This is a genomic window from Paracoccus simplex, assembly GCF_042648325.1.
Classification (GTDB): Bacteria; Pseudomonadota; Alphaproteobacteria; order Rhodobacterales; family Rhodobacteraceae; genus Paracoccus; species Paracoccus simplex.
This window is the reverse complement of record NZ_JBHRXE010000004.1, coordinates 159,344-169,265: the sequence shown is the minus strand read 5'-3', so window position 1 is coordinate 169,265 and position 9,922 is coordinate 159,344. Positions and strand designations below refer to the sequence as shown.

The 9,922-nt window shown below is 73.0% G+C and carries 10 protein-coding genes; 9 read left to right on the top strand and 1 reads right to left on the bottom strand.

The window, feature by feature from the left end; translation table 11 throughout:
• From ACFOMP_RS01835 to ACFOMP_RS01825, 3 genes are all read left to right on the top strand, one after another.
• On the top strand, positions 1-458 hold a 458-nt coding region (locus tag ACFOMP_RS01835; protein ID WP_379027682.1), incomplete at its 5' end, for an HlyD family efflux transporter periplasmic adaptor subunit.
• Complete coding sequence (locus ACFOMP_RS01830) at positions 455-1,363, top strand: ABC transporter ATP-binding protein (RefSeq protein WP_289896105.1); 909 nt, start codon at positions 455-457, stop codon at positions 1,361-1,363. The genes ACFOMP_RS01835 and ACFOMP_RS01830, both read left to right, overlap by 4 nt.
• Entirely contained in the window at positions 1,360-2,475 is a 1,116-nt protein-coding gene (locus ACFOMP_RS01825; protein WP_379027681.1) for an ABC transporter permease, read from the top strand. Before ACFOMP_RS01830 ends, ACFOMP_RS01825 begins: the two co-directional genes overlap by 4 nt.
• A 15-nt stretch (positions 2,476-2,490) precedes the next feature.
• On the opposite strand, the gene ACFOMP_RS01820 is transcribed toward ACFOMP_RS01825, so the two are convergent.
• Positions 2,491-3,042 carry a cytochrome b gene (locus ACFOMP_RS01820; RefSeq protein ID WP_379027680.1) on the bottom strand — a complete coding sequence of 184 codons (552 nt, stop codon included), beginning with the start codon at positions 3,040-3,042 and terminating at the stop codon, positions 2,491-2,493.
• A 93-nt stretch (positions 3,043-3,135) separates the two neighbouring features.
• Between ACFOMP_RS01820 and ACFOMP_RS01815 the strand changes: the two genes are divergently transcribed.
• The 6 genes from ACFOMP_RS01815 to ACFOMP_RS01790 are packed head-to-tail and all read left to right on the top strand — an operon-like array spanning position 3,136 to position 9,836.
• A complete protein-coding gene (locus ACFOMP_RS01815; RefSeq protein WP_379027679.1) occupies positions 3,136-3,873 on the top strand; it encodes a CDP-alcohol phosphatidyltransferase family protein in 738 nt (245 codons plus the stop codon).
• The gene (locus tag ACFOMP_RS01810) at positions 3,870-5,441 is read left to right on the top strand and encodes a sulfatase-like hydrolase/transferase (RefSeq protein WP_379027678.1); all 1,572 of its coding nucleotides are present in this window, start codon (positions 3,870-3,872) and stop codon (positions 5,439-5,441) included. The genes ACFOMP_RS01815 and ACFOMP_RS01810 overlap by 4 nt, the downstream gene beginning before the upstream one ends.
• 22 nt (positions 5,442-5,463) lie before the next feature.
• Entirely contained in the window at positions 5,464-6,459 is a 996-nt protein-coding gene (locus ACFOMP_RS01805; protein ID WP_379027677.1) for an ABC transporter substrate-binding protein, read from the top strand.
• The gene (locus ACFOMP_RS01800; RefSeq protein ID WP_379027676.1) at positions 6,449-7,219 is read left to right on the top strand and encodes an ABC transporter ATP-binding protein; all 771 of its coding nucleotides are present in this window, start codon (positions 6,449-6,451) and stop codon (positions 7,217-7,219) included. Before ACFOMP_RS01805 ends, ACFOMP_RS01800 begins: the two co-directional genes overlap by 11 nt.
• Positions 7,216-8,760, top strand: a complete 1,545-nt coding sequence (locus tag ACFOMP_RS01795; RefSeq protein ID WP_379027675.1) for an ABC transporter permease — start codon at positions 7,216-7,218, stop codon at positions 8,758-8,760. Before ACFOMP_RS01800 ends, ACFOMP_RS01795 begins: the two co-directional genes overlap by 4 nt.
• Positions 8,757-9,836 (top strand): glycosyltransferase family 4 protein, encoded by a 1,080-nt coding sequence (locus ACFOMP_RS01790; RefSeq protein WP_379027674.1) that lies wholly within the window; start codon positions 8,757-8,759, stop codon positions 9,834-9,836. Before ACFOMP_RS01795 ends, ACFOMP_RS01790 begins: the two co-directional genes overlap by 4 nt.
• Positions 9,837-9,922: the final 86 nt, after the last annotated feature.

The window sequence follows — 9,922 nt, the reverse complement described above, 5'->3', positions numbered from 1 at the left end:
CCGCCGTCACCGATCTTTCCAAGGACGCCGCCGCCCGCGCCGCCGTGGCGCTGGTCGAGCCCGAGCGGCAGGTGAGGGAATGGCAGCTGCAGCAGCGCCGGCTGACCGCACCCGCGCCCGGCACCGTGACCGACATCCTGCGGCATCCGGGCGAGCTTGCCGGCCCGTCGGCCCCGGTCCTGACCCTCCTGCCCGAGGGTGCCGTCACGCTGCGCTTCTACGTCGCCGAGGCCGAACTGGCCGCGCTGTCGCCGGGCGCGCGGCTGCGGGTCGGCTGCGACGGCTGCAGGCCGACCGACGCCAGGGTCTCGTTCATCGCCGACGAGGCCGAGTTCACCCCGCCGGTCATCTATGCCCGCGACACCCGGCAGAAACTGGTCTATCTGGTCGAGGCCCGCCCCGCACCGGGCAGCGGCCTGAAACCCGGCCAGATCGTCGAGGTCTGGAAGGCGCCATGACCGCGGCCACCGCCATCGATGTGACCGGGCTGACGAAATCCTTCGGCGGCCGGCGGGTGGTCGACAATGTCGCGCTGCGGGTGGCCAAGGGCGAGATCGCCGGCTTCCTGGGCCCGAACGGCTCGGGCAAGACCACCTGCATCCGCATGATCTGCGGCCTGCTCACGCCCGATGCCGGCAGCGGCACGGTGCTGGGCCTGGACCTGCGCCGCCAGCAGCGCGCCATCCGCCGGCAGGTCGGCTACATGACGCAGAAATTCTCGTTCTACGAGGATCTGTCGATCGAGGAGAACCTGGCCTTCGTCGCCGGGCTCTACGGCCTGCCGCGGCAGGCGGTGCGCGACACGCTGGAGGATCTGGGCCTGACCTCGCGCCGGACGCAGCTGGCCGGCAGCCTGTCGGGCGGCTGGAAGCAGCGGCTGGCGCTGGCGGCCTGCATCATGCACCAGCCGCGGCTGCTGCTGCTGGACGAGCCGACCGCCGGCGTCGATCCCAAGGCCCGGCGCCAGTTCTGGGACGAGATCCACGCCCGAGCGCTGGGGGGCATGACGGTGCTGGTCTCGACCCATTACATGGACGAGGCCGAGCGCTGCCACCGGATCAACTACATCGCCTATGGCCGGCTGGTGGTCTCGGGCAGCGTGGCCGAAGTGATCGCGGGCGCCGGGCTGGTCACGCTGACCGTGCGGTCGGCGCGGCCGGGCGCGCTGGCCGAGCGCCTGCGCCGGGCGCCGGGCGTCGGCCAGGTCGAACCCTTCGGCACGGCGCTGCACGTCACCGGCACCGACCGCGCGCAGCTCGAGGCCGCGCTGGCCGCCGAGGGCGTGACCGGCCAGCCGGCCGAGACCAGCCTCGAGGACGTGTTCATCCGGCTGATGGAACTCTCCGAGGATAATGTCCGATGAGCCTTTCCCCGACACGGCTGCGGGCGCTTCTGCGCAAGGAGTTCATCCAGATGCGCCGCGACCGGCTGACCTTCGCCATGATGCTGGGCGTGCCGATCATGCAGCTTTTTCTGTTCGGCTATGCGATCAACAGCGATCCCCGGAACATGCCCGCGGCGCTGGTCGCCCCGGTGCAGGACCGCTTCAGCCGCAGTTTTGCCGCGGCGCTGGAAAACAGCGGCTATTACCGTATCACCCACCCGGCCGCCTCGGCCGAGGAAGCCGAGCGGCTGATCACCCGGGGCGAGGTTTCCTTTATCGTGACGGTGCCCGCCGATTTCGGCCGGCGCATGGAGCGCGGCGACCGGCCGCAGATCCTGGTCGAGGCGGACGGCTCGGACCCCTCGGCGACCAGCGGCGCCATCGCCGCGCTGCCGCGCCTTGCGGACGGCGCCTTTCGCCGCGACCGCCCCGGCGAGCCGGCGCGGACCGGCCCCGAGATCGTCATCCACCGCCGCTACAACCCCGAGGGCGTCACGCAATACAACATCGTCCCCGGCCTGCTGGGGGTGATCCTGCAGATGACCATGGTGATGATGACCGCCATGGCGCTGACCCGCGAGATCGAGCGCGGCACCATGGAGAACCTGCTGGCCATGCCCGCCACCCCGGCCGAGATCATGCTGGGCAAGATCACCCCCTTTCTTGCCGTGGGCGCGGTGCAGGTTCTGGTCATCCTGGGCGCGGCCTGGGCGGTGTTCGGCGTGCCTTTCGTGGGTTCGCTGGGACTTTTGCTGGCGGGGGTGATGGTCTTCGTGCTGGCGCTGGTGCTGCTGGGCTATCTGATCTCGACCGCGGCGCGCACGCAGATGCAGGCGATGCAGATCGCGATCTTCGTCTTCCTGCCCTCGATCCTGCTTTCCGGCTTCATGTTCCCGTTCCGCGGCATGCCCGGCTGGGCGCAGGCCCTGGGCGAGGTGCTGCCGGTGACGCATCTGCTGCGGCTGGTGCGCGCCATCATGCTGAAGGGTGCCGGCCCGGCCGATGTCGCGCCGCAATTCGCCGCGCTGTCGATCATGGTGGCGGTGCTGGGCGGGCTGGCGTTGCTGCGGTTCCGCCGCACGCTGGACTGAGCAGGCCTTTGCCCTTCACCCCCCGCCAAGGGGCGGCCAGATGCGCTGCCAGACCCCGTCGCGGCGCAGCAGCGCGTGCTGCAGCGCCGCCGAGACATGCACCGCCAGCACCGCGATCAGCAGCAGGGCGGCAAGGAAATGCAGCCCCTGCGCGGCGCCGGCCAGGGCCTCGGATTTCGGCAGCCAGCGCCCGGCCCCCATCGCGTCGAGCAACTCGATGGGAAAGCCGCCTGCCCGCACCCGCACGAAGCCGCTGAGCGGCATCACCACCAGCAGCACGTAAAGCGTCAGATGCGAGACCGCCGCCGCCCGCCGCTGCCAGCCGGGCACCGAATCCGGCAGCGGCGGCGGCGGGTGCAGGCGGCGATAGACGATCCGCGCCAGGATCACCGGGATCAGCAGCGTGCCGGTATTCTTGTGAAAGATGAACAGCGTGTCTTGCAGCCCGCGGTCCAGCCCCTCGCGGGTCATGATCAGCCCGGCCGGGATCATCAGCAGCACGGCAAGCGCGACGATCCAGTGGAACAGGCGGGCGGGCGTTCGGTAACCGGATGCGGACTCGGTCATCGGCTGGCTCCTTTGCGCCATCCTAGCGCAACCGCCGCCGCCCGCAAAGCCGTGGCATCTTGACGGAATCCATGCTTGGCGTAGCATTTTTCCATGTCCGACCACGATCACGGCCCGCTTGCGCCGCCGCCTCGTCCGGCGGCCGGAATCCCGGCGCAGGTTGCCGCCAGCGCCGCCATGGGCGTTTTCGCCATGCAGGCGCTGCGGCTGGCCGGCATCGGCGGCACGGCTGCGGGCTGGCTGGCCGCCAGCGCGCTGTATCTGGGCGGCTGCGCCATGGTCCTGACGCAGATGCGCCGCAGCTATCCGCATGACCGGATCGGCGGCTGCAACGCGGTGACGCTGCTGCGCGCCGCCATCACCTGCGCGTTGCTGGCGCCGCTGGCGGACGGCGCCGCGGCGGGATGGGCGGTCGCGATCGCCGGGGGTGTGGCGCTGGCGCTCGACGGGGTGGACGGCTGGCTGGCGCGGCGCTCGGGGCTCGTCTCGGGCTTCGGGGCGCGGTTCGACATGGAGGTGGACGCCGCTTTCGCCCTGACCCTGGCGCTGCACGCCTGGCTGGACACGGCGCTGGGACCCGGGGTGCTGCTGCTTGGGGTGCTGCGCTATGGCTTCGCCGCCGCCGGGCTCGTCCTGCCCTGGCTGCGGGCCGAGTTGCCGCAGCGGCAGCGGCGCAAGGCGATCTGCGTGCTGCAGCTTGCCACGCTGATCCTGTTGCAGACGCCGCTGCCGGGCCATGCGCAGGCCGGGTTCCTGGCCTGGTTCGCCACGGCGGCGCTGGCGCTGTCCTTCGCGCTCGACATCCGCTGGCTGTGGCGGCGCCGGTCATGACGATGCGCCGGGCGCTGCCCTTGCTGGCTGCGACGCTGGCGATGCAGCTGGCGCTGATCCTGCCCGGTGCCGCGTTGCGCCCGACGCCGGAACTGCCGCTGTTGCTGCTTTTTCTGGTTCTCGGCGGCGGCGTGGCACGCCTGCCGGTCGCGGCGGCGCTGACGCTGCTGGCGCTGCAGAAGCTGGCCGATCTTGGCATGGGCGCGGCGCTGGGACGGCCCTTCAACCTGGCGGCCGACCTGCCGCTGCTGGACGCGGCGGTGCGGCTGCTGGCCGGCAGCCTTGGCGCGCCTGCGGCTTTCGGCGCCGTGTTCGCCGCCGCCCTCGCCGCCCTGGGCATCGCCGCGGCGCTATGGTGGGCGACCGGGCTGTGGACCCGCCCGGCATCGGGGCGGCGCGGTCGCATCGGTCTGACGGCGGCGATCGGGCTGGTCCTGCTGCCGGCCATGGCGCCGGGGTTCGGGAATGCCCGCTATGCCAGCCAGCGCGCCGGGTTGGCCGCCGGCACCCTCGCCGCGCTGCGCGACTTCCGGGCAGTCGCGGCAAACGACCCGATGGCCGACCGGCCGGGCCTGCTGGGCGCCATCGACCGCGACGTGCTGGTGATCTTCGTCGAAAGCTATGGCCGCGCCAGCTTCGCGACGCCCTTCTACGCCGAAACCCACCTTGCCACCCTGCGCCGGGCCGAGGCCGATCTGGCGCGGGCCGGCCTTGCCATGCGCTCGGGCTTTCTCGCCTCGCCGACGCAGGGCGGGCAAAGCTGGCTGGCACATGCGACATTCGCCTCGGGCCTGTGGATCGGCGACCAGCCGCTTTACCAGGCCATGCTGGCCAGCGGGCGGCTGGGGCTGTTCCATTACGCGCAGCGCGCCGGGTTCCGCACCGCCGCCGTGATGCCGGCCATCACCCGCCCCTGGCCCGAGGCCGCGCGGATGGGTTTCGACCGCGTCCTGGCCGACGCGGACCTGGGCTATCGCGGCCCGCCCTTCAACTGGGTGACCATGCCCGACCAGTTCACCCTGGCCGCCGCAGACCGGCTGCTGCGCCGGCAGGACGGCGCGCCGCTTTTCGCGCAGGTGGTGCTGATTTCCTCGCACGCGCCCTGGGTGCCGGTGCCGCGGCTGATCGGCTGGGACCAGGTCGGCGACGGTTCCGCCTTCGCCGCCATGGCCGCCGCCGGGGAAAGCCCGCAGGCGGTCTGGCGCGACCCGGCAAGCATCCGGCGGCATTACCGGGACGCCATCGACTATGCCCTGCAGACGGTGACGGCCTATGCGTTGCGTCACGCCGACGAGGCGCCGCTGATCCTGGTTCTGGGCGATCACCAGGCCGCGCAAAGGATCGCGCCGGATGGCGGGCGCGATGTGCCCATGCATGTGATCGGCCCCGCGGCGCTGGTCGAACGCAGCGCCGCCTGGGGTTTTGTCCCCGGGCTGATCCCCGGCGCGGACAGCCCGGCGATCCCGATGGACCGGATGCGCGACCTGATCCTGCAAGGCTTCGCCGCGCCGGAGCCGGGGCCGAGGGAACGCCTCGCCGGGCACGGTCGTTCGTCCCCAACCCCATGATGACCGAAACGGAGGTGCCCCGATGACCCATCCCCCGATGACACGCCGGCGGCTCTTGCGGACGGGGGCGGCGGGGCTGGCGCTCGGCCTCTCCGGCCTGCCGCGCGGGGCGCGGGCGCAGGAAGCGGTGGCGCTGCAGCTCTCCTGGCTGCATTCGGTGCAGTTCGCCGGCAGCTATATCGCGCTGCGGAACGGCTGGTGGCACGAGGCGGGGCTGGAAGTTTCGCTGCTGCAGGGCGGCCCGAACGCCCCGGTCGAGCCGCCGGTGGTGGCCGGGACGGCGCTGGTCGGCATCTCGGCCGCCGATTATGCCGCGGCGGCGGTGGCGCAGGGGGCGCCGTTCCGCATCATCGGCGTCGCCATGCAGAAGAACCCCTTCGCCATCGCCTCGCTGCCGGGCAAGCCGGTGGAAACCCCCGCGGACCTGCCGGGGAAAAGCATCGGCATGGCCATCGCCAACACCCCCGTGCTGCAGGCGCTGTGCAAGCTGAACGATGTCGATTTCGACGCCATCCGCATCGTGCCCACGCAATATTCCGCCCAGCCGCTGATCGCGGGCGAGGTGGACTGCCTGCTCTGCTGGGAAACCGACCTGCCGGTCGCCATGGCGATCCAGGGCATCGAGGCCCGCACCATGCTGATGGCCGATCACGGCTATGCCCTGCATTCCCAGACCTATATCGCCACCGAGGACAGCCTGGCCCACCGCCGCGGGGCGCTGGTGGCGCTGATGGCCGGCGAGGTGCGGGGCTGGGAGGCTTGCCGTGCCGACAGCGATGCGGCGGCCGAACTGACCGTCGCCCTGTTTCCCGATGCCGGGCTGGACCTGCCCACGCAGAAATTGCAGGCCCGCCGGCAATTGCCGCTGATGTTCTCGGATCTGACCGACAGGCACGGGTTCGGCTGGTGGAGCGACGAGGCGGTCGAGGCCAATATCCGCACCCTCTCGCTGCTGGGGCGCGAGGTGACGCCCGCGCTTTGGGACCGCTCGATCCTGGAGGCGGTCCATGCGGGATAGCGGCGCCGGGATCGCCTGCCGGGCGCTGACCAAGACCTGGCCCGGCGGCGTGCGGGCGGTGGCAGAGTTCGACGCCGATTTCGCCGCCGGGCAAACCACGGCGCTGATCGGCCCCTCGGGCTGCGGCAAGTCCACGCTGCTGCGGCTGATCGCCGGGCTGGAACTGCCGGACGGCGGGCAGGTGCGCATCGGCGGGCTGGACCCGGCCCGGCAGCGCCGGCAGGGCGCGATCTCGGTGGCGTTCCAGGATCCCTCGCTGCTGCCCTGGCTCAGCGCCGCGCAGAACGTGGCGCTGGCGCGCAAGCTCGTCCGCCAGCCCGCCGATCCGGGCAAGGTGGCGCGGCTGCTGCGGCTGGTCGGGCTGGAGGGCTTCGCGGCCGCCCGGCCGGCGGCGCTGTCGGGCGGCATGCGCCAGCGCGCCGCTATCGCCCGGGCGCTGGTCACCGCGCCGCAAGTGCTGCTGCTGGACGAACCCTTCGGCGCGGTCGATGAACTGACCCGCCGCCAGCTGGCGCAGGATCTGCCGCCGCTCTGGCAGGCGCAGGGCACCACGGCGCTGCTGGTCACCCATTCGCTGGCCGAGGCGGTGTGGCTTGCCGACCGCATCCTGGTCCTGTCGCCCCGCCCGGCCCGGATCACCGCCGACATCGCCGTGCCGCTGCCGCATCCGCGTCGCCCCGGGCTGGCCGACAGCCCCGACTTCCGCCGCATCGAGGCCGCGGCGCGGGCGGCGCTCGCTGCCCCGGCTGGCGCGGCATGAGCGTGCGGGCCGCGCTGGCCGGTCCGGTCCTGCTGCTGGTCCTGTGGCAGGGGCTCGCGCTGGCCTTGGCGGGCCGCTACCTGATCGCCGGCCCCGCCGAGGTCGCGCAATGGACCGTTGCCCATGCCGGCCTGCTGTCGCGGGCGCTGGCCGGCACCGGGGCCAATGCGGCGGCAGGCTTTCTGCTGGGCAATCTGGCCGCCGTGGCGCTGGCCGGCCTGGCGCTGCTCTGGCCCCGGCTGGCCGGGCTGGTCTCGGGCCTGGCGCTGGTGGTCTTCTGCCTGCCGCTGGTGGCGACCGGGCCGATCCTGCGGGTGATGATGGGCCCGGGCGACGGGCCGCAGATCGCGCTGGCGGCGCTGGCGGTCTATTACACCACGCTGATCCCGCTGCTGGCCGGCCTGCGCGCCGTGCCTGCCGCCTGGCTGGACCTGATCCATGTCTATGGCCGCGGCCGCATGGCCGAGCTGCGTCATGTCCGGCTGCGCGCCGCCCTGCCCTATCTGGTCGCCGGGCTGCAGATCTCGGCCCCCGCCGCCTTCCTCGGCGCGCTGGTGGGCGAGTTCACCGGGGCCGAGCGCGGCATGGGCGTGCTGACCATCCGCTTCACCCGGGCGCTGGACGTGCCCGCGCTCTGGAGCATCGCCGCGCTGGCGGCCGCCGTCGCGGTCGCGGCCTATGCGCTGATCGGCGCGGCGGCCCGCCGCTTCCTGGACGAATCGCCGCCCGTGCTGCTGGCGCCGCCGGGCGCCGCGTCCGGTTCGCGCCGGGCGGCGCCGGCCTTGGCGCTGGCGGTGGTCGTGCTGTTGCTTGGGGCTTGGTGGGCGGCGCTGCGGCTGGCCGGGCTCAGCCCGTTCTTCGCCAAGCGGCCGGGCGACGTGCTGGCGGCGCTGGCCTTCGCCCCGGATGCCGCCCAGACCCGGCAGGCCCTTGCGCAGGCGCTGGTGCAGTCCGGCGCGCATGTGCTGCCGGGCTATGCGGCGGGGCTGGCGGCGGGGGCGGGGCTGGCGGTCCTGCTGGGGCTGCTGCCGGCGCTTTCGGCGCTGGTCACGCCGCTGGCCATCGCGCTGCGCGCCATCCCCATCGTGACCACGGCACCGCTGATCGTGCTGCTGGTCGGGCGCGGCGCGGCGGGGGTGGTGGTGCTGGTCGCGGTCATGGTGTTCTTTCCGACCTTCGTCGCCTGCCAGCAGGGGCTGCGGCAGGCGCCCGGCCAGATCCTCGACGTCTTCCGCAGCTATGCCGCCGGTCGTTGGCGGCAGATGATCCATGTCCGCATCCCGGCCATGTTGCCCGCGCTTTTCGCCTCGGCGCGGATGAGCGTGCCGGCGGCGGTGCTGGCCGTGACCGTGGTCGAATGGCTGGCGACGGGTGGCGGCATCGGCGGGCTGATGGCCCTGTCCGCCTCGGTTTCGGATTACGACATGCTCTGGTCCGCGGTGGTGCTGGTGACGCTGCTCTCGTGGCTGGGCCATGCCGCGGTCGGCGCGGCCGAGCGTCGCGTTCTGGCCCGCTATGCCCCCGAACAGGTGCGCCCATGACCCGGCCTTGCGCCGCCGCCTTCGCCATCCCCGGCGACATCGCCACGCTGACCGGCGGCTATATCTATGAACGCCGGCTGCTGGAGGGGCTGCGCGCCCTGGGCCACGACATGCGCCACCTGCAACTGCCCGCCGGTTTCCCCGACCCGACCCCGGCCGAGATGGCGGCAGCCGTAACGGTGCTGGCGGCCGAAGACCGGCCGCTGATCATCGACGGGCTGGTCTTCGGCGCCATCGACACGGCCGGCCTTGCCCGGGTCCGCGCCCCCGTCGTGGCGATGATCCACCACCCGTTGGCGATGGAGACCGGGCTCGACCCGGCGCGGCGCGCGCATCTCTACCGGACCGAGCGCGACAACCTGCAACTGGCGCGGCATGTTCTGGTCCCCAGCCGCCATGCCCGCGCCATGCTGACCAAGCGCTACGACGTGCCCGCCGAGCGCATCACCATCGCCCGGCCGGGGGTGGATCCGGCGCGGCTTGCCCCGTCGCCGGCCAACCCGCCGCTGATCCTGTCGGTGGGCATCCTGCATCCGCGCAAGGGCCACGACCTGCTGCTGACCGCGCTGGCGGAATTGGCCGATCTGGACTGGCGGGCGGTGATCGTCGGCAATCCCTGGGACCGGGCCCATGCCGCCGCGCTGGCCCGGCAACTGGCCGAAAGCCCGGTCGCGAACCGGGTCACGCTGGCGGGGCGGGTCGATGCCGGGCGGCTGGAGCGGCTTTACGCGAGGGCCTCGATCTTCGCGCTCGCGACGCGGTACGAGGGTCACGGGCTGGTCTTCGACGAGGCCCTGGCGCATGGCTTGCCGATCGTCAGCTGCGCGACCGGTGCCGTCCCCGACACCGTGCCCGCCGCCGCGGGGCTGCTGGTGCCGGCCGAGGATCCGCCGGCCTTCGCCGCCGCGCTGCGCCGCCTGCTGGGCGACGCGCCGCTGCGGGTGCGGATGGGCGATGCGGCAGCCCGGGCCGGTGCCGCCCTGCCCGGCTGGACGGCAACTGCGGCCACAGCCAGCCGCGTGCTGCAAGACCTCGCCGCGCCGCGATCCCGTCCCGCCGCCCGCCCCCGGCGCTGAAGGCAGGATGCTGCCAAGCCGCGCAGACCTATCGGCGGATTGCCGCGGCCGGCCGGGGCGGGGCGTGGGCGCGGCCGCGAAACACG